Source organism: Candidatus Latescibacter sp. IFSED24 (genome assembly GCF_058273205.1).
Window position 1 is genome coordinate 484,410 of sequence record NZ_CM177850.1, and the last position, 25,841, is coordinate 510,250.

A 25,841-nucleotide genomic window follows, 5' to 3' on the forward strand; every position below is an offset into this window, starting at 1 on the left:
CCGTGTCCACCGTCGACCTGATCCGCGAACTGCGCCGCGATCTCGGCCCCCGGGCCGTGCTCGCCGACGTTGCCAGCCGGATGGTCTACGCGCGCGACGCTTCCCACGAGGTGCTGGGACGCCCGCTCTGCGTGGTCCTGCCGGAATCGGTGGCGCAACTCCAGCGGGCGGTGGCTCTGTGCGCGGCGCATGGCCTCCCGTTCGTGGTGCGCGGCGGCGGTACGGGCCTCTCGGGCGGCGCGCTCCCGCAAGAGGGTGCGGTGGTGCTCAGCACCTGCCGCCTGACGCGGCTCGCGCCGGTGGATCGCGAGCGGCGGCGGGTCCTGGCCGAACCCGGCGTGCTCAACGACGCGGTCAGCCGCCACGCGGCCCCTGCCGGCCTGCATTTCGCCCCCGATCCCAGCAGCCAGTCCGCCGCCACCATCGGCGGCAACATCGCCGAGAATGCCGGCGGTCCCCACTGCCTGAAGGTGGGGGGCACGGCCCAGCACGTGCGGCGGCTCGACTGGCTCGACTCGCGGGGCCGGGCCTGGACCACCGGCCGCGGCGGGGTGCTCGATCGCGGGATCGGCCTGCGCGGTCTGCTCATCGGCAGCGAAGGCACCCTGGGCGTGGTGACCGCTGCCGATCTCGACCTCCTGCCCATCCCCGAGGCCACCGTGACCCTGCTGGCCGAGTTCCCGCGGCTCGAGGATGCGACCCGCGCCGTGGTGAAGATCATGGGCTCGGGCGTGGTTCCCGAGGCCTGCGAGCTGGTGGACCGGGTCATGTTGCAGGCCGTGGAAGAGGCCTTCGCGTTCGGTTTCCCCACCGATGTCGACGCAGTGATGATCTGCGAGGTGGCGGGCAACGCGCCCGCAGCGGCCGAGGACGCAGAACTCGCCAAGGCGGTGCTGCGGGAGGCGGGCGCCCGCGCGGTGCGTGCCGCCGGTGACGAGGCCGAACGGCTCGAGCTCTGGACGTGCCGGAAGAAGGCCTTCGGCGCGGTGGGGCGGCTGGCTCCGGCCTACATCTCCATGGACGTGGTGGTGCCGCTGGGCCAGCTGACCACGCTGGTGCGCGACATCCAAACCATCAGGGACGAGCACCGGGTGGAGGTGGCCACGGCGTTCCACGCCGGCGACGGCAACCTGCATCCCGGCGTGCATTACGACGAACGCGACCCGGACCTGGTCCAGCGCGCCCATCGCGCCGCCGACGCCATCGTCCAGCGAGCGCTCGACCTGGGCGGCAGCTGCACCGGGGAGCATGGCGTGGGTCTGGAGAAGCGCCACCTCATCCACCGTCAGCTCGACGCCACCGCCCTGCAGCTGCTCCGGGGCATCAAGGATCTCTTCGACCCCGCCGGCATCTGCAATCCAGGCAAGGTCCTGCCCGATCCGGCGGTGGCCGCCACCAGGACGACGACCGTTCCTGACCGCCCAGAATTCCGCTGGGACAGTCTGACGGTGACCGCGCCGGCGGCGACCTCGCTGGTCGATCTGCAAGCCGTGGCCATGGCCCGGGGATTCTGGATCCCGGTGGGAGCCGCCCTGCAGCGCCAGGCACACGGACCGGGCCTGGCCGGGCTGATGACCGTGGGCGAGCTGGTGGATGCGGGCACCTCCGGCCCGTCGCTGCTGGGGGACCTGCGCCCCGCGGACGCGGTGCTCGAGCTCTGGGCCGAGACCGGCGCCGGCGATCTGCTGCATACCGGCGCGCCGGTGCTCAAGAACGTGGCTGGATACGACCTGGTGCGGCTTCTGGTGGGCAGCGGCGGCATCCTGGCCCGACCCCTGGCGGCCACCCTGCAGCTCAAACCCGCCCCGCCGTGCGTGGGCGCGTGGGTCTGGCCAGATGTGCCGTCCGTGTTCACGAACGAGGCACGCCACGATCTCATGCGCGTGCTGCGCCGCCACCACCGGACAGCCGTGGCCATTCGCGAGCGCCTCGCGGACACGCCGGCGCTCTGGATCCTGGCTGCCGGCCGCGACCGCGACTGGGACCTGGGCGTGCTCGATGCCGACCTGCTGGCCTGGAGCGAGGACCACGGCCTGCGCCGTCCCCGCGCCGAACGGGTAGGCATGCCGGAGCTGGACCGCAGCGAGATCCTGGCCGGCCTGCCCGCCTGGGCCTGGGGCTCTCCGGACTGGACGCTGCTCAGTCTGCGAGAGGGCAATCCCGACTGGCCGCGACCCAGCCGCCTGGTCTGGCAGAACCGGCCGAGCATGATCTGGACGCCCGATCGTTTCGGCGAGGAGCCCGTGGGGTGGCTCGCGGACCCCGTCTTCCGGGACGGTCGATTGCAGCCGCCGCTGCCGCCGCCGGCGGATGTGCCTCGCCACCTGCTGGCTGGTCTCAAGCGTCTCTTCGATCCGGCCAACCGGCTCCCGTGCCCCGACTGGCTCACGCAGGCCCTGGGGGAGGCGACCTCTTGAACGAACGCCTCGACACCCTGCTGCGTTCGTGCGTGGAGTGCGGGCTCTGCCTGCCCCATTGCGCCACCTATCTGGCCACCGGCAACGAGACCCTCTCGCCACGGGGCCGCCTGCTGCTCCTGGGCGAGGTGCTGGGCGGCCGCCTGCCTGCCGACGAGGACTCGGTGCGTGAGGCCTTCGACCTCTGTCTCGGCTGCATGGCGTGCACCAGCGCCTGTCCCAGCGGCGTCGATTTCGACCTGATCGAGCATCTGCAGGACCTCGGCGGTCGAGCACCAGGCTGGGCTGGCCCCGTGCCCGTGTCGACACTGGACCGCGGCTCGGTCCTCCGCCCGCTGCGACAGATCGTCCAGGTGGCTCGCGCCACGCTCCAGCGGACCCTGGGGCCGCTCTGGCGGCAGAGACTGGATTCCGCACCCCGGCCGCTGTCCCGCCTGGCCCGCCAGCTCGGGAGCATGCCGCTGGCCCCCGAGGAAGACCATCAGCTGATCACGCTGCTCGACGATCTCGCGGGCAGCCGTCGGGTTCCTGAGGCGGCGGTCCCGACTCCGTCGGCGGCGATGGCCGATTCCGGCTGCCGACTGGCCTGGTTCCGGGGTTGCGCCGATAGCAGCCTGTTGCCCGGGACCGCCCGGCGCTTGCGCCAGCTCCTCGAAGGCCTGGACTGCCGGATCATCGAACCCGAGGGCCAGGAATGCTGTGGCGCCCTGGCCACCCACACCGGTGGTCAGGAGCGGGCCGAGCGCCTGCATCAGCACAATCTGGAGGCCTTCGCCCGCGCGCTCGACACCTGCGACCACGTGGTGGTGGCGGCGGCCGGCTGTGGCCGCGAATTGCAGCGTTATCCCGCCCCCATGGCGGCACGGGTGATCGATGCGGTCGTCCTGCTCGACCGCCTGGCGCCGACCGGCCTGGCCGCCGTGCCGCTCCGCGTGGCTCTCCATGACCCTTGCCACGCGCGACACGGCCAGGGGATCCTGATCGAGCCACGGCGACTGTTGCGAAGGATCCCTGGAATCGAATTGCTCGAACCGCCGGAGGCCGAGGTCTGCTGCGGCGGCGCCGGCGTCTACGGCCTGCGCCATGTCGATCTCTCGGCCGCCATGGGTCGCCGCAAGGCCGGCATCCTGGCCGCCACCGGTTGCGACCTGGTTGTCACCACCAATCCGGGCTGCCTCGGTCAGATCGCCGACGGCCTGGCCTTGACCGCTTTCGAGGTTCCCATCCTGCCACTCAGCGACCTGGTCTGGTATGCCTGGCACCGGGCTCGCGAGGAGAAGCCATGAGGTTGATGTCCGTTCTCTGCCTGGGAATCCTCACGCTGGCGCTCGCGGCCAGCGCCGACCAGCGCATCGCCGTCTTCGAGACCGCCGGGCCGGGACGGCCCTCGGCCGAGCTCACCGGACGCATCGACGCCGCGGTACGGCGGGGTCTGCTGCTGACCCTGCCCCCGGAAGGTTTCAGCACCTTGATGGCCGGCCGTGCGGCGCCTGGCTGCACCGGACGGTGTGCCGTGGATCGGGCCGCCGAGTACGGGGCGTCCATGGCGGTGGCGGCGCGCCTGGATGTCGAGGTCGAGCCGGCCACGCTCCGCCTGACGGTCTACATCGCGCCCGACGGGGCGGTCCTGGCCGTGCGTCGCGTCCAGGCCGGCGATCATGAGGTGCTGGTGGATCTGGCGGGGCGGGCGGCCGGCGAACTGGCCCGGGTGATCGCCGGCGAATCCGACGCCGTCGAGGCGCCGACCCTGGTCGATGTCCGCGCCGACAGCCTGGCCGCGGTCGCCCTTCGTGCGCGCATCCTCGCGTCGGCCGGTCCGAACTCGCTGGGCATGGACATGATCCTGGTCGAACCCGGCCGGCCGTTCCACGAGCCGCCCGAGGACCAGCGCTACATCCAGGCGCGCCCCTTGCCCGAGCCACAGGAGCCCTTCCTGCTGGCCGCCACCGAGGTGACCCAGGCCCAGTGGGAAGAGGTCCTGGGCGGCTGTGGCAGCCATTTCCCGGGGCCGGACCTGCCGGTGGAGACCGTGACCTGGCTCGATGCCGTGGAATTCTGCAACGCGTTGAGCCAACGCGAGGGCTTCGCGCCGGTCTACGACATCGCCGAGGGTTCGGCCACCTGGAACCGCGAAGCAGACGGTTATCGGCTGCCCACGGACGCGGAGTGGGAATACGCCTGCCGGGCGGGATCGCTGACCATGTTCGCCGCCGGCGGCCGCTGGCGCGATCTCGAGCGCACGGCCTGGTTCGACCGCAATGCCAAGGGGCGAACCCATGAAGTGGGCACGCGCCAGGCCAACGCCTGGGGCTTCCACGACATGCACGGCAACGTCTGGGAATGGATCTGGGACCTCTACGCCAGCCTTCCCGACCTCAGCCCGGACAACGTGGAGTCGCCCGGGATCGGTCCCGACCGCACCATCCGCGGCGGCAGCTGGTACACCGACGCCAAGGCCTGTCGCACCACCAATTTCTGCCGCATCGATCCCGGCTTCGTCTGCAACGATCTCGGCTTCCGGGTGGCGCGGACGCCCTGACCATCGCCTGGGGTGATGGAGGCCCCTTGACGGTGGGGTCATTATTCTTATATTCGTATCCATGAATATTGCCGTCAGCCAGCCCACGACCCTGTTCCATGCGGTGAGCGACCCCACACGCCTGCGTCTGTTGCGTCTGCTGGCGCACGAGGAGCTCAACGTCCAGGAACTGGTGAGCATCCTCGAGATGCGCCAGCCCAGCATCTCCCGCCATCTGGCGGTGCTGCGCGATGCCGGTTACGTACAGCAGCGCAAGGAGGGGACCTGGAGCTGGTACCGGGCCGTGACGGCCCGCGAGTTCGCCGGCGGGGCCGAACTCTGGCGCGCCGTGGTCGCCGCGGCCGACGGTCTCGACCAGGCCCGCAGCGACGACGAGCGCCTGGCCGAGGTCCTGGCAGCGCGTCAGGCCCGGGGCCAGGAGTTCTTCGCTGGCGTCGCCGACCACTGGGACCGGATCCGCCGCCAATATGAGCATCCCGACCTGCAGAGCGGGGTGGTGGCCGCCCTGGTGCCCGCCGGCCTGCGCGTGGCCGACGTGGGCACGGGCACCGGAGCCCTCTTGCCGGTTCTGGCCGCGGCCGCCGACGAGGTCATCGCCGTGGACCATAGCGAGGCCATGCTCCAGCGGGCGCGTCGCCGTTGCCGCGACGCCGGGTACGATAATGTCAGCTTCGAGCTGGCCGACGTGAGCGCGCTGCCGTTCGCTGACGGCGAGCTCGATGCCGTGACCTGTTCCATGGTCCTGCACCACGTGGCGCGACCGGCGACCGCGGTGGCCGAGCTATCCCGGGTGGTCAAGCCCGGCGGCCAGGTGGTCCTGCTCGACTTCACCCGCCACAACCTGAACTGGATGCGCGAGGACCTGGCCCACCAGTGGCTCGGCTTCGACCGCGAACAGATCGCAGCCTGGCTCGAGGAAGCCGGGCTCGAACCGCGCCGCTGGCTGGTCCGCCGGCGCACCCAGCGTGACCACGACGAGATCGGCCCCGAGGCCGGCCGTGAGGGCTTCACCTGGCCGGATGTCCTGCTGGCCGTGGCGACCCGAACCTGAACGATGGAACCTGGCGGCCCGCCGAAGGGCGCCTTCCACCCTGCGGGGTAACAACGACAAGGAGAGATGGAATGTCCGAGACCTACAGCACCGGCGACCGTTTCAAGGTCCGCGACCTGAGCCTGGCCGCCAAGGGGCGCATGAAGATCGACTGGGCCGAGTCGCGCATGCCGGTGATGATGAAGCTGCGCGCCGAGCATGCCAAGCTGCAGAGCCTCAAGGGCGTGCGGATCGCCGGCTGCCTGCACGTGACCAAGGAGACCGCGGTCCTGGTGGAGACCCTCAAGGCCGCCGGGGCGGAGATCAGCTGGTCTGGCTGCAATCCGCTGTCGACCCAGGACGAGGTGGCCGCGGCCCTGGCCGAGAACGACATCAGCATCTACGCCTGGCACGGGATGAACGTCGAGGAGTTCTACTGGTGCATCGACCGCACCCTGGACTTCAAGCCCCACCTCACCCTCGATGACGGCGCCGATCTCATCTTCCGGGTCCACAACGACCATCCGGAACTGATCCAGGGGATCATCGGCGGCACCGAGGAGACCACCACCGGCGTGCACCGGCTGCGGGCCATGGCGGCCGATGGGGCGCTCAAGTACCCGGTGATCGCGGTGAACGACGCCGAGACCAAGTGGGACTTCGACAACGTCTTCGGCACCGGCCAGAGCAGCATCGACGGGATCCTGCGCGCCACCAGCGTGCTGCTGGCGGGCAAGAACTTCGTGGTCGCCGGCTTCGGCCACTGCGGCAGCGGCTGCGCCATGCGCGCCGACGGCCTGGGCGCCAACGTCATCGCCACCGAGGTCAAGCCCACCGCCGCGCTCAAGGCCGTCCTCAACGGCTACCGCGTGATGACCATGGACGAGGCCGCGCGTCACGGCGATGTGTTCATCACCGCCACCGGTTGCAAGGACGTCATCACCAGACGGCACTTCGAGGTGATGAAGGACGGTGCCGTGGTCTGCAACACCGGCCACTACGACTGCGAGATCAACATCACCGATCTCGAGGCGCTGGCCAAGAGCAAGCGCGAGATCCGGACCAATTGCGAGGAGTACACCCTGGCCGACGGTCGGCGGATCTACCTGCTCGCCCAGGGTCGCCTGGTGAACCTGGCCGCGGCCGAGGGGCATCCCTCCGAGGTCATGGACATGAGCTTCGCCAACCAGTTCCTGAGCATGGTGAGGCTGGCGTCCGAGGGCAAGGACCTGGAGGTGACGGTCCACGACATCCCCGAGGACCAGGACCAGGACATCGCCCGCATCAAGCTCGCCACGGTGGGAGCGTCACTCGACGCCCTGTCGCCCGAGCAGATGATCTACCTCACCGACTACGCCGCCGGGACGTAGATCGCCGCCTGTCCCTGATCCACAGGAACAAACAGCCGCCTCCCCGGGGAGGCGGCTGTTCTTGGTCGGCTGGCGTCAGCGAGGGCTCAGAACCACCAGACGAGGCCGAGACTGAGGCGATAGACATGCTGGTTGGTCCACTGGAAGGTGGTGTCCTCCCACTTCTTCTCGTCGCCGGTCATGGTGTAGGCCCAGAGCCATTCGAACTCGAGTCCGAACCGCTTGCCCAGCGCGTACTCGGTGCCGAGCCCGCCGCCGAAGGTCCAGCTCGAGCCCTCGATCGGCTCGCCGAAGATGTCGATGATGTCGGTGCCGCGCCCGCCCTCGGTCAGCTCCCAGCTGGTCCGGCCGGCCAGGAAGGTCAGGTAGGGGTTGAAGCGGCTGGTGGGGAAGAGGCTCTGACCCAGGTAGCCGTTGAGCGTGAACTCGACACCATCCATCTTGAGGTTCGAGTCCTTGTTCAGTGCGGCCGAGAGGCCGTCGCCCTGGGGGCCGTCCACGGGGTCGAAGAGTGCGAGGTTCTGCTCGTTGGTGTCGAAGCCCAGCCCGCCCCGGGCGTAGCGGACGCCGATGGAGATGTAGTCGATGAAGTACCAGCGCGCGCCGACGTCGAAGGCCAGCTGCGGGGAGGTGATGTCGTTGATGTTGCGCACGTTGTCCTTCATCACGTACAGCGGCACCCAGTAGCTCAGGTGACCCACCGCGGCGAACTGGCTCTCGTGCTTCTTGGGCAGCGGCGTCTTCTCGGTTTCGAACTCGTCGAGCAGCGACTCCGGCCCGGCGCTGGTGCGCTCGAAGGTCATGGGCTGGCTCTGGCCGCCGATGGACATGCTGCCGCGCAGGCGGTCCCGCTCGCTGTCGTAGCGGCCCCAGAACGAGGACATGAACGGCGCGCCCTCGAAGCGGAAGTTGAACGACACCGTGGAGTCCTTGACCAGCAGATCGCGCAGCGCCACGGTCTCGTCGACACCGGTGTCGGTGAGGGTGCCCCGGTAACCGTCACCGTCGGCCAGGACCTCGATCTGGACCTCGCGCTGCTTGTCGTCGTCGTCGGGACGCGCACTCCAGGCCCCGATCACCGGTCGATTCTGCTGGAAGCTGATGCCCTCGGCGCCGGCCTGCTCGACCATGCGGGTCAACTCGATGGGGACATCACGCTCACCCATTCCGGGAATAATGATGTTGACGTTGCCCTTGAGCTTGTTCTCGGCGGGGCGCAGTCGCAGCATGTAATTGGAGCGCACCTGGTTGTCGGTGCCCGGCATGTCGGTCAGCATGTGGAAGGTCACCATGCTGCCGTCCACCTGCACCGACTTCAGCTCCCCGATCTCCTCGGGATTCCGGCTGTTCTTGACGGTGCCGGTCCAGCGGCCGGTGGCGTCCTGCTGGAACTGGATGATGACGACGATCTTGCCGGAGGGCGTCTGCTGCTCGGTCCGCCACTTGCCGGCGATGTCGTCCTGGGCGTGGGCAAAAGAAGCCGCTGCCATCAGGATGATCACAGCGAGCACGGTCAACGGCTGGATGGACCTGGTCCCGGGGCGCATACCCACGTTCATTCCCGTTCTCCTCGTCATTCTCGGAATAGGGCGAATGGATCCCGGACCCAACCGGGACCGCCACCGTTCCGACCGCCGGATCGAGGGGGATCCGGGGCCGATTTCCGGGTGGGGCGACCCGGAAACCTGAATGGAATATATGGGTTGGAAAAAGCCTTGTCCAATGTATTGGACGCCTTGTTAATGACCGTCGACATCTGTATACTTATCCAGCCATGTCGCTTCGCGTGCGTTGTGCGTGGCTGGTTCGATGCGGGTTTCTCCCGGCTTCTTGGCTAGTCGCCGGGGGGACATCGAGGTCGCGCCGGTACCGACGGGCTTGAGTCGCACCCCGAGGTTACTGGCCGACGTCGCCCGCATCGATATTTTATTGTCTCCTGGTGGCGCCCGGAGCGGGGCGCCCGGGGAAGGAGCAGCATGACCCGCCCGTCCTGGGATTTCCTGCACGCCCTGCCCAAGACCGACCTGCATGTCCATCTGGATGGTTCGCTGCGTCCGGCCACGGTCCTGGCGCTGGCGCGCGAGCGCGACGTCCTGCCCGACCTGCGCAGCGAGGAGGACGTGCTGGCCGTCTGCCGCGCTCCTGCCGAGTGCTCGAGCCTGGAGCACTACCTCGAGGCTTTCGACATCACCCTGACGGTCATGCAGGATGAGGCGGCCCTCGAGCGGGTGGCGTTCGAGCTGGCCGAGGACGCCCATCGCGAGAACGTGCGCTGGCTCGAGGTGCGCTACGCGCCGGTGCTGCACACGCGCCAGGGGCTCCAGGGGGATCAGGCCGTGGCCGCGGTCCAGCGAGGACTGGACCAGGCCCGGCGCCGGTACGGGATCCGCAGCGGGCAGATCATCTGCGGCATCCGGCACCTCGAACCCGCGGCCAGCGTGGACCTCGCCCGTCTGGCCGCCCGCTGGCACGGTCGTGGCGTGGTGGGATTCGACCTTGCCGGCGCCGAGCGCGACAACCCGGCCAAGGAGCACCTCGAGGCCTTCGACATCGTGCGGGCCGCCAACGTGTCGGTGACCGTCCATGCCGGCGAGGCCTTCGGTCCCACCTCGATCCACCAGGCGCTCCACTTCGCCGGCGCCCGCCGCCTGGGCCACGGCACCCGCCTGGTGGAGGACCCCGACCTCATGGCCTGGGTCAACGATTTCCGGGTCGCCGTGGAGGTGTGCCTGGTCAGCAACGTCCAGACCCGCGCGGTGCGGACGCTGCAGGAGCATCCCATCGCCCGTTACCTCGCCGAAGGGCTGCGGGTGACCCTGAACACGGACAACCGCCTGGTCTCCGCCACCACCATGACCGACGAGTATGCGCTGGCCGTGGAGGCCTTCGATCTGGACCAGGATGCCGTCCTCGGCCTGGTCCTCAACGGTTTCAAGGCCGCGTTCCTGCCCCTGGCCGAGAAGCGGCGGCTCATCGAGCAGGTCCTGGCCGAGTTCGACGCCCTGGGCGCCACGTTCTCCGGGGAGATCTCGCGCCGGCGCCGGATCCTGATCTGATGGCGGAAGAAGCTGGCATGACCGGTGTCGTTCCGGGTTCCTGGGATTGGTGCGAGACCATGTTGCCCCGGGTCTCGCGAACCTTCGCGCTCTGCATCCGTTTCCTGCCCGTGGATGTCCGGCGGCCGGTGCTGCTCAGCTACCTGCTCTGCCGGGTCGCCGACACGGTGGAGGATGATCCCGAACTGGCGCCTCAAGCCAAGCGCGAGCTGCTCGAACTCTTCGCCTGCGGGCTCGAGTCGGCGACTGTCGATCTGTCGCCACTGGCCTCGGCCATGGCGCACCGCGACGACGCGGATGCCCGGCTGACCACCCAGGCCGCGGCGGTGACGGCGCTCCTGCGCGCTCAACCCGCCGCCGTGCGCCAGGCGGTCATCCCCTGGGTGAAGGAGATGTGCGCCGGCATGGCCGAGTTCGCCACGCGCCTGCCGCGTCCGGTGGCCGGCGGCACCCTGCGCGGGCTGGAGACCGAGGCTGACCTCGACCGCTATTGCTACTTCGTGGCGGGCACGGTCGGACATCTGTTGACCGCTCTCTTCACCACGCTCCGTCCTCGCATCACCGCCGAGGCCGCCCAGCGGCTCGACGCGCTGGCCGAGGATTTCGGAGCCGGCCTGCAGATGGTGAACATCCTGGCCGATGTGGCGCGTGACCGGCAGCGCGGGGTCAGCTACGTGCCCCGGGCGGTGTGCGAGGCCGAGGGGCTGGACGCCGCCGATCTCCTGCGACCTGACCAGCGCCAGCAGGCCCAGGCCGTGCTCGCGCGGCTGGCCGACCGTGCGCACGCCAGGCTCCGTCGGGCCCGTGAATACTGCCTGCTGGTGCCCCGCGCCGAGTATCAGCTGCGCCTCTTCTGCCTGATCCCCTACTACCTCGCCCTGCGCACGCTGCGGGCCCTCGAGCAGGATGCGGAGTACCCCGCGGCCGGCCAGCGCGTCAAGGTCGGGCGGTCGGTGGTGTACCGGACGGTGACGGCCGCCCGGGTCTGCGCCGCGAGCAACCACCTGCTGCGGGCCTACGCCTGGCGCCTGGAAGCCGTGAGCTGACGTTCCCACTCCCGCCTGGCCGCATAAGCCATGATTCCGAAACTCACCGCCACGTTCAGCGACTCCTTGGCGCCGTGCATGGGGATGGCGACCACCGCGTCGCAGGCCGTGAGGATCTCGGACTGCACGCCCCGGACCTCGTGCCCCACCACGAAGCAGAGGGGATAGCGGTAAGCGAAGCTGTCGTAGGTCTCGGCGGTGGGCGAGCACTCCAGGGCGACGACCTGGAGCCCCTGCTGGCGGGCGGCCGCGATGGCATCGGCGGTCCGGGGCCAGTAGTCCCAGGGGAGGGTGCTGCTGGCGCCCAGCGCGGTCTTTTCCAGATCCGGGCGAGGCGGTGTGGGAGTCATGCCGCAGAGATAGAGTCCGCCGAGGCCGGCGGCATCCGCGGTGCGGAACATGGATCCCACGTTCCAGGCGCTGCGGACGTTGTCCAGCAGCCCGTAGATGGGGCATTCAGGGGTCTGGAAGCGCTTGGATGCCATGATCCCTCCCGACCGGCGCGACGGGGCTAAACTCGCGCGCCCACAGGCCGATATCGCAATCAACAACGGGCTCTCGCAAAGGAATCCCACTGGCTCATGAAACGCAAGACAGTCAGTCTCTGCATCATCGCGCGTGACGAGGAAGCCTTCATCGGCAAGGCCATCAAGTCGGTCCTCGCGCTGGTGGACGAGATCATCGTGGTGGATACCGGCTCGCGTGACAACACGCGGATCATCGCCGAAGGCTATGGCGCCCGCGTGGTGGACTACGCCTGGCACGACGATTTCGCCGCTGCCCGCAACGCCGCGCTGGCGGCGGCCTCCTGCGACTGGGTGCTCGTCCTGGATTGCGACGAGCAGTTGCAGGGGATCCGTCCGGTGGAATTCCAGCGTCTGCTGGGGGATCCAGGGATCGCCGGCTACCGCGTCCGCCTGACCGGAAACGGCGGCAGCGACCGCCCTGGAGCCTTCCCCGAGGTGCGCTTGTTCCGGAGCCATCCCGACATCCGCTATCGCTATCCGGTGCACGAGCAGGTGGTGCCGAGCCTGCTGGTGCATGCGGAGACCACCGGTCTGGTGCTGGCGGACTCGCCGCTGGTGATCGTCCACGACGGTGGCGGTGCTGACCAGCGTTCGCGCAAGCGCGACCGCAACCTGCGGTTGCTGCGCCAGGCGGTCCTGGACTATCCCGAGGATCCCTACTTCGAGTATCAGCTGGGCAGCGAGACCCTGCTCCAGCTCGATGGCGAGGCGCTGCCCGTGGCCGGCCTTCGTGCGAGCCTCAAGCACCTGGAGGCGGCCTGGCGCAAGGTCGCCTCGCTGCCGCCGGAGATGCGGCGGCTGGTCTCCTTCGGCGCGGCCCTGGCCACCGACTTCGCGGCCGCCCTGCTCGCCGTGGCGCGCCACGAGGAGGCGGCGGAGGTGACCCGCGCGGCGTATCGCGATTGGGGCGCCAGCAACGAACTCAGCTATCAGTCGGCCCGCGCGGCGCTGGCGGCGCTGGCGGCCGCCGGCGAGGAGGCCCGCCGGTCCGAGATCCTGGCGCAGCTCCAGGGCGACCTGGAGCGATTGGCAGCCGCTCCGGCCGAAGGGCTCGCCCGGGTCCATGGCGAACGTTGCGCGGGCGAACTGGCGCTGCTCGAGGGCAAGGTGGCGGTGGCGGCGGAGGCGTTCGAACGAGCGCTGAGCTGTCATCAGGAATACGCGGCGGCCTGGGTCGGACTGGCCGAGTGCGCCCGGCTGGCAGGAGATCGCAAGCGCGCCCTGCGCCTGTACCTGCGCGCCGTCACGGCCAGCGAATGGAGCGTGCTGGCCTGGCAACGCGGCTGCAGCCTCATGGATGAACTGGGATTTCACGACAACGCCGAGAGCTGGCGGGCCAAGGTGCACGAACACTTCCCCGAGGCCGTCGCCAGCGTTCTCGAGTCGCTCCAGCCTCAGAATTGATTCCGCTCAGATCCGGTCTGGATCGGGCAGCTGCTCCCGTAGTTGCTGGGCGTCCACGAGCGCCGGGAAGTCACGGTCCGCGCGTTCCAGGATCCGTTCGACCGTGTCCAGGAGGCGCAGCGCCTCGGTGGTCTGGCCGGCGGCGGCCTCGATGCTGGCCGCCACGAGGATTCCCTCGGCGATGCGCGGATTGATCGACAGCGCATCGCGGATGTGGATGCGCGCCTCGTCGAAGGCCCGCAGCGGGATCAGGTTGTAGGCCAGATGGATCCGCTCGAACAGGCTGTAATGCGGCGGCAAATTGGCCTCGAGGTCGAGGGCGTCCTTGAAGAAGCGGGCCGCCTCCCCGTGGTTGCCGAGACTCTCGGCCGCCAGGCCGCGCGTGCGCAGCTCGTTGATGTCGATGCTCCGCCTGGCATCCTCCTTGGTCTCGTACCATTCCTGGGCATGGATATCGGCCATGAGCGAGTCCAGGACGCTGATCGCCGCGGTGGCCTGCCCGGTGAGCAGCAGACGTCTCATGCGCAGGTAGGGGATGCCCTCCCGGTCCGGATTGTTGGCGATGTATTCGCTGGCGTAGTGGTCGTATTCGTCGGCCAGGCGATGGACGAAGAGCCCGTCCAGCAGGCGATTGTCCAGGTGCCGCTCCCAGCTCGTGTCGATGACCTCGCCGCGCACGCGATCGAAGAGGGTCAGTGCCCGGTCGACCTCGCCGCGGGAGATGTAGATGGCGCCGATGTTGATGAGCGAGTAGAAGAAATCCGGCTGCTTGGCCAGCGCCGTGCGGAATTCGACCTCTGCTTCCTCGTAACGACCGATGGTCATCAGCACCTCGCCGAGCGAATCGTGAGGATTGGCGAGGTCGGGGGCCACGAAGGCGTAGCGGCGCATGGCGGTCTCCGCGTCCTCGTAGCGTCCCTGGTTGAGGTAGAGGTAGCCCAGGAAGTTGTAGGCGGCGGCGTAGTTGGGATTGATCTCCAGGATGTGGTTGTAGATCTCCTCGGCGGTGGCCAGGTCCTCGGCTTCGGTGGCCCTCATGGTGCGCGTCAGCAGCACGGTCAGATCGTTGGGGGCCACCTTCTCGGCCGCCGCGAGCAACGAGTCCTGCTGGCTGTGGAACTTGCTCGATCCGGCGTTGGACAGGCGCACCTGCAGGAGCAGCTTGGCCTGGTCGTCGGTGATGCCGTCGCAGAGGCTGTCGGCGATGGCGATGTGCTCCTTGAAGAGGTCGCCCTTGCCCATGCGGCCGTACAGCTCGCTCAGGGCCGCGTGGGCCACGGCGAGCTGGGGATCCAGATCGAGCGCCTCCTGGAGCTTGGCGGCGGCGTCGGTGTAGCGGAAGCTGGCCAGGGCGAATTCACCCTCGATGTAGGCGTCCCAGGCAGCCTGGTTCTGGGTATGGGGCGTGGCCGGGTCGCGCTTCGCCAGGAACAGCCCCACCGCCACGAGGACCAGGGCGGCGATCAGGATGATGGGTGCGATGCGCTTCATGACGCCTCCTTGGGGGTGGCAGTATACCCGGTGTCGGCCGCGGCGGCGGCGTTGAGGCCGGCCGTGGTGGCCGGGGCGATCTTCAGGGCGATGAGCGTGATGTCGTCCTCGGCGTCGCGGCGACCCCGGAAGAGCTGCAGCTCCTGGTCGATGCGTGGCAGGAGCTTGCCTACATCCAGGTGGTGGTGTTCGCGCAGGAAGCTGTCCAGACGCTCCACGCCGTACTCGTCCTCGCCGTCGGGGCTCTTGGTCTCGGTCAGCCCATCGGTGTAGAGCAGCAGGAGATCGCCCTCTTCGAGCACGACCTCGCCCTCGGTGTAGTCGCCGAAGTCGAAGGCGCCGAGGGGGAGGCCGCCTTCCTCGAGATGCCGGATCTGGCCGTCGCGGCTCAGGAGGACCGGCGAGTCGTGGCCGCCCGAGCTGTAGAGCAGGCGCCTGGTCTTGGGGTCGAAGAAGCCGAGCCAGACCGTGGCGAAGTGCATGCTGTCGGTGGCGGCATGCAGCTGATGGTTGACCCGGGCCAGGATGTCGCCGGGCGAGTCCCAGATGTCGCACTGCGCCCGCAGGCTGGCCTGCAGGTTGGAGGCGAGCAGCGAGGCCGGCATGCCCTTGCCGCTGACGTCGGCGATGATCAGGGCGAGCTGGTCGTCCTGCCGTGGGATCATGTCGTAGTAGTCGCCGCTGACGGCCTTGCTCGAGAGGTTCACCGCGTCGATCTGAATCCCCTTGTAGCTGGGGATCTCGGCGGGCAGCAGCCGGCTCTGGATGGCCCTGGCCAGCCGCATCTCCTCTTCGAGCTTCTGCTTGGTCACCTCTTCCTCGAGGAGGCGGGCGTTCTCGAGCTGCACCGCGGTCTGTCCCGCCACGATGGTCAAAAGCTGGATCTCATGGAGCTGATAGGGCTCGCTGCCCGGTTTCGGGGGCAGGGCCACGAGGCCGATGACCCTGCCCGAGGCGGTGAGCGGCACCAGGAGATTGATGCCGCCGGCGGCGAGCTGACGCATCTCACGGCGGCGCGCGGCCAGTTCGAGCTGCTCGCGGGTGATGGCCTGGTGCTCCTCGAGCATCTGGGCCTCGGCGGGGTCGATCCAGAACGGTTCGAGCCGTTCGCCGATGGTCTTGAGCGTGGCGCGCAGGTCGATCCGGCTGGGGGGGATGGGCCGGCCGGGGGCAGGACCGGCGCTGGTGCGCTCGTCGCCCTCGGGCCAGACGCGGGCCCAGACGTCGACCTCCTCGCCGGTAGCGGGGACGAAGAACCAGAGGTCATGGACCTCGAGGGCTTCCACCAGCCCCTTTCCGATCCGGTCGAGCAGCGTCTGCTGCTGGATCAGGCCGGGAATCTCGCGACTGAATTTCTCGATGACGGCCGCCAGGTTGGCGCGCGAGCGATAGAGCCGGGCCTCGAGCGCGGCCTGCAGGCGGTTGCGCACGGGCCAGAGGAGCGCGGCGGCCGCCAGGGTCAGACCCACGGCCAGGAACGGATTGTTCGAACCGATGAGCGACACGGCCTGGCTGCCGAGCCAGAACACGCCGCCGGCCCAGCCCAGGAGCAGCAATCCCGTCATCACGCTGTAGAGCAGGCTCCGCTTGACCAGGAAGTCGATCTGCAGCACCTGGTAGCGCGCCACGCAGTAGCCGAAGCTCACGGGAATGGCCACCAGGGGGATCACGCCCAGGTCGGCCAGCTCGCTGTGCGCGGTGATCTCCTCGAGGCCGATCTTGAAGACCAGGAACGGGGTCACGCCCACCAGCGTGCCCCAGGTCAGGATCCGGACCCGCTCGCGGAGCAGGGGATCGCGATAGCTCAGATAGCTGTGGATGAGCGCGGCCAGGCCGGCCAGGTAGAACAGGCCCAGGATCATCCAGGTCACGGCGTCGATGCGGGCTCCCTGGTCGCCGAAGAACTGGTCCAGCGTGAAGCGCACGTAGAACATCAGCGGCAGGAGGTAGAGCAGGGGCGAGAGGTAGGGATGCCGGGCCAGGGCCTGCTTCTTCTCGGGGAAGACGAGGAAGAACTGCAGGAAGAACGCGGGCAGCATGAACCGGGCGAAGGCGCCGCCGTTGCGCGTGATGATGTCGCCCCAGAAATAGCTCGACCGTTCCAGGTTGGTCATGAAGTAGATGGCGAAGCTCAGGCAGAGCAGGAAGAACAACCGGGCGGGACGGTCGTTGTTGCTCTTCAGGTAGACGAGGCAGCCGATGGTCAGATAGATCGCTGCCAGCACCACGTTGAGGGCATAATTGCGGTCGGCCGCCCGGAATCCGCTCAAGGGGACCTGCACCACCAGGGGCCGGCCGTCGCGTTCGATCAGGTAGGGGACCGAGGTGCCAGGTCGCTGCTGTTCGAGGACCTCGGCCGCCTGACGGGGCGAACGGACTACCCGGTGGGCGATCCCCTGGATCTCGTCGCCGCGACGGAGGGGCGATGGAGGGCCGCTGGTGCGGGCGGTGACTTCCAGGACCGTCAGGTTCGGTCGGCCGAGCAGCCAGATCGTGCCATCGTTGGGCCGCACCTTGGTGGCGTCCACCGCGGCGAAAACGCAGAACACCACGGCGAGGACTCCCAGCATCAGGAAGACCTGACGCGAGAACAGGAGCCTCAGCAGGCTATCCAGCAAGTTCTCGGTGGAAACGACCGGTGGCATGACCTGTCCGTTCGGGAACGTCGATGGCGCGGGCCCGTCGCGGGTTGGCGGCGCCCAGGTGCAGATTAGCGACGGACCTGCCCGGAATCAATGATACGGTTCTGGCCGCAGTCTCAAGTTAGACGCACGGCGAGCCAGGAGGGTTGCAACCTTCTGCGCTGGAAGCGGATTTTCAGCCCGACCGGGTCCTGTTTCTACAGGTCGATAAGGCGCAGGCAGCCATACCCTTGCAGGCCGTAGGACAGCCAGGCGGGGTGTTCCGGTCCGAGCCGTTCGCGCAGGGCGAGGGCGGCCTGACGGAGCGACGCTCCGGCGCAGACTCCCTGGCCGAGGGCTCCGTAGTAGAAGGCGGCGAACAGTCTGGCCGGGCGGCTGAAGAGGGGGACGGCCGTCCCCACGAAGGTGGAGGCGCCCGAGTCGAGGAAGCGTTGGCCGAGCCAGCCCAGGCTGCACCAGCTGTTGGAGAACACCAGCGGCGGCAGGCAACTCGTCCGGCCGAGATCCTCGGGAACCACGGGGCCGTCGTCGAGCATCCAGCCCGGCGCGGCGCTCGGGATCGCCCCGTCGGCCCGGCCACCCACCGGGGCCGGGACACCGCGCCTGGTGTAGGCCTCGAGGGCCTGATCGAGGGCGGCTTCCACCGGATCCACGCCCACGATCTCGAGATCCAGTCCGACGAGGTCGTCCACGGTGCTGGCGTCCGGTTGCCCGGCCGCCGCCATCAGTCCGGCCAGCCAGCGGTTCTCGCCGGCCCCCGAGATCTCGGGCGGCTGGCTGGTGGGAGCGGCGAAATGCAGCGCCTGGTAGAGCATGGCGCGCGAGGCCAGCAGGCCTGGGGTCACGGCGCCGGGGATGCGCAACCGGGCCTGGACCGGGCTGCCCGCCGTCAGGGCCTGATCGATGCCGTCGGCTTCGCGGAACATGAGGCGCCGGATCTCGTCGCGGCTGTGGCCGGGCACGAAGAGGATCTCCGGTCGGTCACGCGGACAGGGCTCCTGGCCCGCGAACAGGGCGTCGCTCTGGCGCTGCATCCAGAGACGGTCGGGATCGATCTCGGGGATGCGCGAGGTCCGGTTGCCCGCGGTCACCGGGGACTTCTCGAGCAGGAACTCCACGCCGTTGTGCAGCCAGTGCCAGGGCAGGGCCGTCTGGGCGGCGTCGCCGATGATGTGATAGCCGATGAGCTGGTCGTGGATGGCCTGGCCCCGGTCGGGCGTGATGGCGCCCGGGCGGTCGGCGGTGGGATCGAAGGCGCTGCCGTCCTGTCCCGTCACGGCGCCGAAGAGTAGACGCCCGACCTGTTCCATGCAGCGCGTCAGCGCTGGGGTGTCCAGCCCGAGCCGGGCCTGGAGATCCGGCACGGAATCGCAGATGGTCCGGGCCTCGTCCAGCTGGCGGTCGAAATCCGAACAGCTTCCAGGTGTGGGCAACGCGATGTCGATCCAGCGCATGGGGGCCTCCAGAGCGTGCAAGTGGGCTGGCGGCGGAATACAGGGATCTGGGCGCTGATCCGTGGACTTCCGGGTCCAGACCATGCAGGAGGCGTGCCGGATGGGAGGGAGGGGAATGTGTGACGGTCGGGGGGCAAAAAAAAAGCCCGTATCACGGGTGCTGTGGTGCCCAGGGGGAGACTCGAACTCCCACGAGGTTACCCCCACTACGACCTGAACGTAGCGCGTCTACCAATTCCGCCACCTGGGCACCATATTCGCGATGTCGCCGTCAGAACGACCGTCCTGCCGACGGGCGAGAAACTTAAGCTCGGCCCGGGGGGCTGTCAACCGGGAAATGCTCGCCTGGCGGGATGAGGGACGAGCTTGAGGACGGCGGTGTTGCGTGCTAGGTTCTGGTCCGTCTTCATTCGTATTCAAGCCGAGGGATCATGGCCGCCAAGACACCGTCCGGTATCAAGATCATCGCCCAGAATCGCAAGGCCCGTCACGAGTACGAGATCCTCGACACGTGGGAGGCCGGCATCGTCCTGCTGGGGACCGAGGTCAAGGCCCTGCGCGGCGGTCGGGTCAATCTTGGCGACAGCTATGCCGAGATCAAGCACGGCGAGGTCTGGCTCGTGAAGATGCACATCGGGCCCTACGAGATGGGCAACCGCATGAATCACGAGCCGTTCCGCCGCCGCAAGCTGCTCCTGAACCGACGCGAGATCCGCAAGCTGCTGCTCAAGCTCGAGGAGGGCGGCCGCACGCTGATCCCGCTGAAGATCTATTTCAAGCACGGGCGGGTGAAGGTCGAGATCGCCCTGGCCCGCGGCAAGAAGCTCTACGACAAGCGACACGACAAGGCGCAGCGCGACGCCGATCGGCAGATGGCCAAGATCCTGGGCCGTCGCGGCTGAGCGCGCAGCTGGCGAAGGAGAGCCATGGCAGCAGGCAACAGGCAACCCCGCCGCGGGGTCGGCACGAGTGGGCTCGTCCTCTTGGTGCTGATCCTGGCCGGATCGATCGTGGCGCCGATCCGGGCCCAGGATGCCGCTCCCGGCGACGAGTCCTCCGATCCGCTGGCCTGGCGCCGGGTCGATCCCCAGGCCCGGGATCTCTCCATCACGGTGGAGGATCGGGCCACCCAGCGGACCCGGCAGGCGGCGGGACGGCAACTTCTGCAGGGTTCGCAGGAGCTTTATGTCCGCTCGGCCGTGGCTGCCGACATCCTGCAGGCCAGCCGGCTCTGGCAGGGTGTCAGCCGCCGGCTCACGCTCCAGATCGCCGATCGTAACTTCCGTTTCTCCGACGGCAGCCGGCTCGTGGCCATGGACGACCGGGAGATCCTCCTGCCGGTGCCCGCGCTCTACACCGATGGCGACCTCTGGCTGCCCATGGTCTTCCTGACCCAGATCCTGGCGCCCGAAGCCGGCCTGTTCATCCGCTGGCAGGATGACGCGCAGCGGCTGGTCCTGGGCCAGGCCGAGGTCAATGTGACCCAGCTGCGCGTGACCCAGTTGACCCGGGCGACCAGCGTGCACGTGCTCTGTCGCGAGGTCCTGAGCTTCCGCGCCAGCAGCCCCGAACCCGGGCTCATCGAATTGAAGCTCTACGGCGCCGAGGCCGATCTGGGCCGCCTGCGTCTGGACACGCCGCGCGGCCTGGTCCTGGGGGTGCAGACCCGCCAGTACGAGGGCCATGCCGTGGTCTCGGTGCGGGTGGACGATCTGGTGACCCGCTACCGGACCTACACCGCCCAGGACGGACGCGAGGTGGTGCTGGTGGTGGAGGAGGAGCAGGTGTCGGCGCTGCCCGAGCCCGTGCCGCGCGGTCAGGCCGAACTCGCCCTCGAGGAAGGTCCGGTCGACATGACCCGGCGTCTGGAGATCCGGACCGTGGTCATCGATCCGGGGCACGGCGGTTCCGATCCCGGGGTCGAGGGCATCGGTGGGATCCTGGAGAAGGAAGTCAACCTGGCCGTGGGGCAGAAATTGGCCCGCTATCTCGAGCGTGCCGGACTGGCGGTGGTGCTGACCCGCGACGGGGATGACCACCTGGGCCTGGCCGAGCGCGCCGAGATCGCCAACGCCGCCGATGGCGACCTCTTCATCTCGCTGCACTGCAACGGCTGGTTCAACGAGGGGGCTCACGGCCTGGAGACCTACTTCCTCTCGCCGGCGCGCAGCGACTGGAGCAAGAGCGTCGAGGCGGTGGAGAACCTGGAGCACGACGAACCCGGCGATGTGGAATTCATCGTCTGGGACCTGGTGCAGAACCAGTACATCTCCAGCAGCAGCGACCTGGCCGAGGTGGTCCAGGCCGAGGTCTGTCGCGATCTCGGTCTGCCCGACCGCGGAGTGCGGCAGGCAGGCTTCCGGGTCCTGGTGGGAGCCTGGATGCCGGCGGTCCTGGTGGAGATGGGCTTCCTGACCCATCCCGAGGAGGGGCACCAGCTCGTCACCAGCGCCTACCAGCAGCGGCTGGCGCGCGCGCTGGGCGACGCCATCCTCCATTACCGGGACCGGGTGGCGCGCACGGCCGCGATCGGGCAGGAGGAGGAATGATGCCGGGTTCCTCGCGCCGACCGCCGTCCACCGAGACCGACCGCCGCCGCCGCCAGCGCCAGAGCGGTGCGTTGCGCTGGCCCTTCTGGCTGGCGCTGGTCCTGCTGGCCGCCGGCAGCGGTTTCTTCCTGTGGCATCTGGGTACCGACCGCGGGGTCGGCACGGACGACCTGATTGGCGAGGTGATCCAGGAGGACCAGGGGCCGGCGGCGGGCGACCGCGCGGTGATTCTGGTCTTCCCCGAGTGGGATGCGGCCGGGTACGTGTCCGAACGAAGGCGGATCCCCAGCCGGGGTCGGCCCGAGGAGGATCTGCTCGCGCTGATCCAGGAACTCTGTGCCGGGCCTCAGCGTAGCGGCGCCGTCAGCGCACTGCCCGAGCGGACGCAGGTCCTGGCGGCCTTCCTCGACGACGAGGGCCGGCAGGCGGTGCTCGATTTCAGCGCCGAGCTGGTGGTCCGTCATCCCGGAGGCAGCGCCGCCGAGGCCGCGACGCTCACCTCGATCCTGCGGACCGTGGCGCTCAATTTCCCGGACGTCCGCAACTGCCGGATCCTCATCGGGGGCGACGAGGCCGAGACCCTGGGCGGCCACCTCTCCCTCGATCGCGATTTCGATCCCCGGCGGTGGCTCTGATGACCGTGGCCGATCGCCAGCGTCCCATCGGTGTCTTCGATTCGGGGCTGGGCGGCCTGACCGTGCTGCGCGCGCTGCACCAGCGCTTGCCGGCGGAAGACCTGGTCTACTTCGGCGACACCGCGCGGGTGCCCTACGGCACCAAGGGCGCTGGTACGGTCCAGAAGTTCGCCTGGCAGGATGCGCGCTTCCTCGTCTCCTTGGGCGTCAAGATGGTGGTGGTGGCCTGCAACACCGCCAGCGCCTTCGCCCTCGATTTCCTGGCCGAACGGTTGCCGGTTCCTGTCCTCGGCGTGATCGACCCCGGGGTCGACCGGGCGCTGGCGCTCAGCGCCAAGGGGCCTGTGGGCGTGATCGGCACCCGTGGCACCATCACCTCGGGCCGCTATCAGGCGGGCCTTTCGCGGCGACTGCCGGCCGAGGCCATTCTGGCCAGGCCGTGCCCGCTGTTCGTCTCGCTGGTGGAGGAGGGGCTGGTCGACCATCGGCTCACCGACCTGGCCTGCGCGGAGTACCTCACCGAGTTGCGCGAGGCCGCCATCGACACCCTCATCCTGGGCTGCACGCACTATCCCTTGCTCAAGCCGGCCATTGCCCGTTTCATGGGCGAGGCCGTGCAACTGGTGGACTCGGCCGAGACGCTGGCCGCGGCGGCGGCCACCCGTCTGCAGGAGACCGACCTCCTCTGCCCGGCCAGCGGTGCCGGGAACCTGGAATTCTACCTCAGCGATATCCCCTGGACCTTCACCGAGGTTGGCGCCCGCTGCCTGGGGCAGCCCATCACCGGCGTGAAGACCGTGAACCTGGACGAACTCGAGGACCAGGGGCGGCTGTCCTCTGGCAAGGAAGGTTGACAAGACATGAGTGAACGCAGCGACGGCCGCGGCGAGACCCAGCTCCGCCCCACCCGGATCACCCGCGACTACCTGCCCCACGCCGAGGGGTCGTGCCTGGTGGAGATGGGCAACACCCATGTCATCTGCTCGGCGACCATCAACCACGGCGTGCCGCGCTGGCTCAAGGGCGCGGGCCAGGGCTGGGTCACCGCCGAGTACGGCATGCTGCCCCGCAGCACCAACGAGCGCATGCGGCGCGAGGCGGCCAGCGGCGGCCAGGGTGGGCGGACCATGGAGATCCAGCGCCTCATCGGTCGGGCCCTGCGCACGATCACCGACCTGCACGCCCTCGGCGAGCTCACCGTGACCCTGGATTGCGACGTCATCCGCGCCGACGGCGGCACTCGCTGCGCCGCCATCAACGGCGCCGCGGTGGCGCTCTACGACGCGCTCGAGCGGCTGCGGCTGCGCAAGCATCCCATGCGCTGCCTGGTGGGTGCCATCAGCCTGGGCGTGGTCGAAGGTTCGATCCTGATGGACCTCGACTATCGCGAGGATTCCACCGCGGAGACCGACATGAACGTGATCATGGCCGAGGGCGGCGGGCTGATCGAGATCCAGGGCACCGCCGAGCGCACGCCCTTCGGACGCGAGGAACTGGATCGGATGCTCGACCTCTCGGCAGCGGCCATCGCCAAGATCAACGGCCTGCAACGTCAGGTCCTTTCGGCCTGATCCGCGGAGGAGCCAACCATGCCTACAGAGTCCCGGACCGTCGTTCTGGCCAGTCGCAACGTCGACAAGCTGCGCGAACTGCGCCAGATCTGCGCCGACCTGCCGTTCCAGGTGACCTCGAGCCTCGACTATCCGGGATTGCCCGAGGTCATCGAGGACGGCACCACCGCACTCGGCAACGCCACGCGCAAGGCGCTCATCACCGCGGCGTTCACCGGCGAGATCGCCATCGCCGATGACACGTCGTTCCAGCTGCGCGCGCTCGGAGGAATGCCCGACATCTTCGCCTCGCGCTTCGCCGGCCCCGCCGCCACCTACGACGACAACGCCCAGCTGGCGCTCGAGCTGATGGCCGGAGTCCCGGACGATGCCCGCGAGGCCCGCTTCGAGACGAGCATGGTCTGGGTGGATCCCACGCCGCCGACCGAGATCCCGGCGGCGGCGGTCGCCGGCACCGGGCGCTGGTTGCACGACCCCTGGGCGCTGGGACGCGCGCTGCCTGCTGGTCAGGATGCCGACACGTTCTGGAACGCCCTGAGCGATCGCCGGCGCTGCTGGGCGGATTACGCAGCACGGGTCCGTAGCCTGCCGGTGGCCTGGGGAGCGGATCGGACGCGTCTGATCGGGATCGTCGACGGGTTGCTGGCGCCCCTGCTGGCCGGCCGCCGTCCCGAGGACGCGCCTGCCGATGCCATGCGGCTCCCGGACTCCCGGATCTGGACCGCGACCGGGCCAACGGATCGGGAACCGCCTCCGACGGCGGTGGCTCCGGCCGGCCTGCCCGCCGACGCTCCCGGGCGGGGAGCCGGCAAGCCCATCTGGCTCGAACTGGCCGCCACGGGGCGCCTGCTCGGCCGGCTCGGCCGTCAGCCGGTCGGCACCGGCGGTTTCGGTTATGATCCCGTATTCGAGCCCGTGGGACTGGACCTGACCCTGTCCGAGATCGATCCGGCGCACAAGAACGCGATCAGCCACCGGGGCAAGGCCCTGATGCGGCTGCTGGCCTCCGTGCGCCGCATCTATGGCTGCTGACCGCATGGCGTCGCGCTCCGGCGGCGAACGCGTGCTGGCCGTCACCCGTCATTGACATGGGCGGTGGCGCGATCTATCAATTCCTACCCGGACACGGTCGCAACCGGGACGGGTACGAGGTTTGCCTTCGGTCGGGGCGTGGCGCAGTCCGGTAGCGCAACGGCTTTGGGAGCCGTGGGTCGCAGGTTCAAATCCTGTCGCCCCGACCAGTTCATCGCGGAGAGGTCGCCCTGGGCACGCTGGTCCTTGACACCCGGGCCGATCGTCGCCATTATACCCCTCCGCCTGGACAGGAACGAGAACGGTGCGCCCGTAGCTCAGTTGGATAGAGCAGTGGACTTCTAATCCACAGGTCGCAGGTTCGAATCCTGCCGGGCGTGCCACCGGCAGATTCATGGTGGTGGATGTAGCTCAGCTGGCAGAGCCCCTGGTTGTGGTCCAGGTGGTCGTGGGTTCGAGTCCCATCATCCACCCCATTTTTTTGCGGCATCCGTGCCGCGACCTGTGTAACGGCCTGTTCACCCGGCAGGCCGTTTCTGTTATGGTGCCTCCCATGCATACGGGCGGTCCTCGTGGCCGCTGAATTCCAATCAGGAGGATCCGATGGCTGGTGTGAACAAGGTCATCCTCGTCGGGAACCTGGGGGCCGACCCCGAGATCAAGTACACGTCCCAGGGCAATGTGCCGGTGGCCAACCTGCGGGTCGCCACCGGGGAGCGCTGGCAGGACAAGAGCACTGGCGAGTGGCAGGAACGCACCGAGTGGCACCGCGTGGTGGCCTGGCGCCACCTGGCCGAACGGGCCCAGCGTTTCCTGCGCAAGGGCAAGCAGGTCTACATCGAGGGGCGGCTCGAGACCCGCAAATGGCAGGACCGTGACGGCAATGACCGTTACACCACCGAGATCGTGGCGCGGGAGCTGATGATCCTCGGCCGCCGCGAGGAGGGCGAGGACCGCGCACCGGGCGGGGAGAGCCAGTCCTACAGCGGCGGGGGGCAGGACAGCGGCGACTTCAATCCGCCACCCATGCAGTCCGGCGGTCCGGTGGAGGACGACGATCTGCCGTTCTGATCCTTGC

General features: G+C 68.9%; 20 protein-coding genes and 4 tRNA genes. 18 read left to right on the forward strand and 6 right to left on the reverse strand.

Annotated elements, in window-relative coordinates; translation table 11 throughout:
* The first annotated feature begins 2 nt into the window (after positions 1-2).
* The 5 genes from IFSED24_RS01890 (at position 3) to IFSED24_RS01910 (ending at position 7,356) form a co-directional block, all read left to right on the forward strand.
* Complete coding sequence (locus tag IFSED24_RS01890) at positions 3-2,417, forward strand: FAD-binding oxidoreductase (RefSeq protein ID WP_491333540.1); 2,415 nt, start codon at positions 3-5, stop codon at positions 2,415-2,417.
* A complete protein-coding gene (locus IFSED24_RS01895) occupies positions 2,414-3,703 on the forward strand; it encodes a (Fe-S)-binding protein (RefSeq protein ID WP_491333541.1) in 1,290 nt (429 codons plus the stop codon). Before IFSED24_RS01890 ends, IFSED24_RS01895 begins: the two co-directional genes overlap by 4 nt.
* On the forward strand, positions 3,700-4,956 hold the full coding sequence (locus IFSED24_RS01900) for a formylglycine-generating enzyme family protein (protein ID WP_491333542.1): 1,257 nt from the start codon (positions 3,700-3,702) through the stop codon (positions 4,954-4,956). Before IFSED24_RS01895 ends, IFSED24_RS01900 begins: the two co-directional genes overlap by 4 nt.
* A 61-nt stretch (positions 4,957-5,017) precedes the next feature.
* The gene (locus tag IFSED24_RS01905) at positions 5,018-6,007 is read left to right on the forward strand and encodes an ArsR/SmtB family transcription factor (protein WP_491333543.1); all 990 of its coding nucleotides are present in this window, start codon (positions 5,018-5,020) and stop codon (positions 6,005-6,007) included.
* Positions 6,008-6,078: 71 nt separating this feature from the next.
* Positions 6,079-7,356 carry an adenosylhomocysteinase gene (locus tag IFSED24_RS01910; protein ID WP_491333544.1) on the forward strand — a complete coding sequence of 426 codons (1,278 nt, stop codon included), beginning with the start codon at positions 6,079-6,081 and terminating at the stop codon, positions 7,354-7,356.
* Between the two features lie 86 nt (positions 7,357-7,442).
* Here IFSED24_RS01910 and IFSED24_RS01915 read toward each other — a convergent pair whose 3' ends face one another.
* Complete coding sequence (locus IFSED24_RS01915) at positions 7,443-8,915, reverse strand: hypothetical protein (protein ID WP_491333545.1); 1,473 nt, start codon at positions 8,913-8,915, stop codon at positions 7,443-7,445.
* Between the two features lie 417 nt (positions 8,916-9,332).
* Between IFSED24_RS01915 and add the strand changes: the two genes are divergently transcribed.
* Positions 9,333-10,412 (forward strand): adenosine deaminase, encoded by a 1,080-nt coding sequence (gene add / locus IFSED24_RS01920; protein ID WP_491333546.1) that lies wholly within the window; start codon positions 9,333-9,335, stop codon positions 10,410-10,412.
* Positions 10,413-10,429: 17 nt separating this feature from the next.
* The gene (locus tag IFSED24_RS01925; protein ID WP_491333547.1) at positions 10,430-11,458 is read left to right on the forward strand and encodes a phytoene/squalene synthase family protein; all 1,029 of its coding nucleotides are present in this window, start codon (positions 10,430-10,432) and stop codon (positions 11,456-11,458) included.
* Here the strand turns inward: IFSED24_RS01925 and IFSED24_RS01930 are convergent.
* Positions 11,428-11,943, reverse strand: coding sequence for a TrmH family RNA methyltransferase (locus tag IFSED24_RS01930; RefSeq protein WP_491333548.1), 516 nt, complete (start codon positions 11,941-11,943; stop codon positions 11,428-11,430). The genes IFSED24_RS01925 and IFSED24_RS01930 overlap by 31 nt on opposite strands.
* Before the next feature lie 96 nt (positions 11,944-12,039).
* On the opposite strand from IFSED24_RS01930, the gene IFSED24_RS01935 reads away from it, so the two are divergent.
* Positions 12,040-13,389, forward strand: coding sequence for a tetratricopeptide repeat-containing glycosyltransferase (locus IFSED24_RS01935; RefSeq protein ID WP_491333549.1), 1,350 nt, complete (start codon positions 12,040-12,042; stop codon positions 13,387-13,389).
* Between the two features lie 6 nt (positions 13,390-13,395).
* On the opposite strand, the gene IFSED24_RS01940 is transcribed toward IFSED24_RS01935, so the two are convergent.
* The 4 genes from IFSED24_RS01940 to IFSED24_RS01955 form a co-directional block, all read right to left on the reverse strand.
* Entirely contained in the window at positions 13,396-14,880 is a 1,485-nt protein-coding gene (locus tag IFSED24_RS01940; RefSeq protein WP_491333550.1) for a tetratricopeptide repeat protein, read from the reverse strand.
* Positions 14,877-17,525 (reverse strand): PP2C family protein-serine/threonine phosphatase, encoded by a 2,649-nt coding sequence (locus IFSED24_RS01945; protein WP_491333551.1) that lies wholly within the window; start codon positions 17,523-17,525, stop codon positions 14,877-14,879. Before IFSED24_RS01945 ends, IFSED24_RS01940 begins: the two co-directional genes overlap by 4 nt.
* 194 nt (positions 17,526-17,719) lie before the next feature.
* Complete coding sequence (locus IFSED24_RS01950; protein WP_491333552.1) at positions 17,720-18,976, reverse strand: hypothetical protein; 1,257 nt, start codon at positions 18,974-18,976, stop codon at positions 17,720-17,722.
* Positions 18,977-19,139: 163 nt separating this feature from the next.
* Positions 19,140-19,226 (reverse strand) — tRNA-Leu (locus IFSED24_RS01955).
* Positions 19,227-19,407: 181 nt separating this feature from the next.
* Here IFSED24_RS01955 and smpB point away from each other — a divergent pair.
* The 10 genes from smpB to IFSED24_RS02005 all read left to right on the forward strand — a co-directional run bounded on the left by smpB (position 19,408) and on the right by IFSED24_RS02005 (position 25,834).
* Positions 19,408-19,878: an SsrA-binding protein SmpB gene (gene smpB / locus IFSED24_RS01960; RefSeq protein WP_491333553.1), complete on the forward strand. Its 471-nt coding sequence runs from the start codon at positions 19,408-19,410 to the stop codon at positions 19,876-19,878.
* Between the two features lie 24 nt (positions 19,879-19,902).
* Complete coding sequence (locus IFSED24_RS01965) at positions 19,903-21,525, forward strand: N-acetylmuramoyl-L-alanine amidase (RefSeq protein ID WP_491333554.1); 1,623 nt, start codon at positions 19,903-19,905, stop codon at positions 21,523-21,525.
* On the forward strand, positions 21,522-22,160 hold the full coding sequence (locus tag IFSED24_RS01970) for a GerMN domain-containing protein (RefSeq protein ID WP_491333555.1): 639 nt from the start codon (positions 21,522-21,524) through the stop codon (positions 22,158-22,160). The genes IFSED24_RS01965 and IFSED24_RS01970 overlap by 4 nt, the downstream gene beginning before the upstream one ends.
* Positions 22,160-23,014, forward strand: a complete 855-nt coding sequence (gene murI, locus IFSED24_RS01975) for a glutamate racemase (protein WP_491333556.1) — start codon at positions 22,160-22,162, stop codon at positions 23,012-23,014. The genes IFSED24_RS01970 and murI overlap by 1 nt, the downstream gene beginning before the upstream one ends.
* A gap of 6 nt (positions 23,015-23,020) precedes the next feature.
* Entirely contained in the window at positions 23,021-23,731 is a 711-nt protein-coding gene (gene rph / locus IFSED24_RS01980) for a ribonuclease PH (protein ID WP_491333557.1), read from the forward strand.
* Between the two features lie 18 nt (positions 23,732-23,749).
* Positions 23,750-24,763 (forward strand): non-canonical purine NTP pyrophosphatase, encoded by a 1,014-nt coding sequence (locus IFSED24_RS01985; protein WP_491333558.1) that lies wholly within the window; start codon positions 23,750-23,752, stop codon positions 24,761-24,763.
* 132 nt (positions 24,764-24,895) lie between these two features.
* Positions 24,896-24,972: transfer RNA gene (locus IFSED24_RS01990), tRNA-Pro, on the forward strand.
* 97 nt (positions 24,973-25,069) lie between these two features.
* Positions 25,070-25,146, forward strand: a tRNA-Arg gene (locus IFSED24_RS01995).
* A 17-nt stretch (positions 25,147-25,163) separates the two neighbouring features.
* Positions 25,164-25,239: transfer RNA gene (locus tag IFSED24_RS02000), tRNA-His, on the forward strand.
* A gap of 127 nt (positions 25,240-25,366) precedes the next feature.
* Complete coding sequence (locus IFSED24_RS02005) at positions 25,367-25,834, forward strand: single-stranded DNA-binding protein (RefSeq protein WP_491333559.1); 468 nt, start codon at positions 25,367-25,369, stop codon at positions 25,832-25,834.
* Positions 25,835-25,841: the final 7 nt, after the last annotated feature.